Source organism: Vibrio sp. T13N, from assembly GCF_032970445.1.
Lineage (GTDB): Bacteria > Pseudomonadota > Gammaproteobacteria > Enterobacterales > Vibrionaceae > Vibrio > Vibrio diabolicus.
Genome location: NZ_JAWJYE010000068.1, coordinates 1 through 456 on the forward strand (window position 1 = coordinate 1; position 456 = coordinate 456).

Annotated in this window: 1 tRNA gene and 1 rRNA gene; both read right to left on the bottom strand. The window is 42.2% G+C overall.

Going from position 1 to position 456, the window contains the following annotated elements:
• Positions 1 to 201 precede the first annotated feature (201 nt).
• A tRNA-Glu gene (locus R2S67_RS22855) sits at positions 202 to 277 on the bottom strand.
• A 90-nt stretch (positions 278 to 367) separates the two neighbouring features.
• Positions 368 to 456 (bottom strand): 16S ribosomal RNA (locus tag R2S67_RS22860); the annotation flags it as partial.

Sequence of the window (456 nt, forward strand, 5' to 3'; positions counted from 1 at the left end):
GAGCGAGAGACATATCGATTTTGCCGGACTCAAATTCCAAGAACACTTGAATGTGTTTTTAGTTGTATTCATAAATGAATACTTTGAGAACTTTACAAACAACAATAAATTGTTGTTTTGTCAGCTTTCCAAATTGTTAAAGAGCTAATTACTTCAAAGAAGTAACCATTTTTAAAAGCACTCATTGAATGCCCTTAAAGATGGTATCCCGTAGGGGAGTCGAACCCCTGTTACCGCCGTGAAAGGGCGGTGTCCTAGGCCTCTAGACGAACGGGACACTAAGTTGAACATCTTGGGGGATGTTCTATCTCTTAAACTTCATAAACCRTATCAATCTGTGTGAACACTCATCGCAATAATCATCGTATAAGGAGGTGATCCAGCGCCAGGTTCCCCTAGCGCTACCTTGTTACGACTTCACCCCAGTCATGAACCACAAAGTGGTAAGCGTCCCCC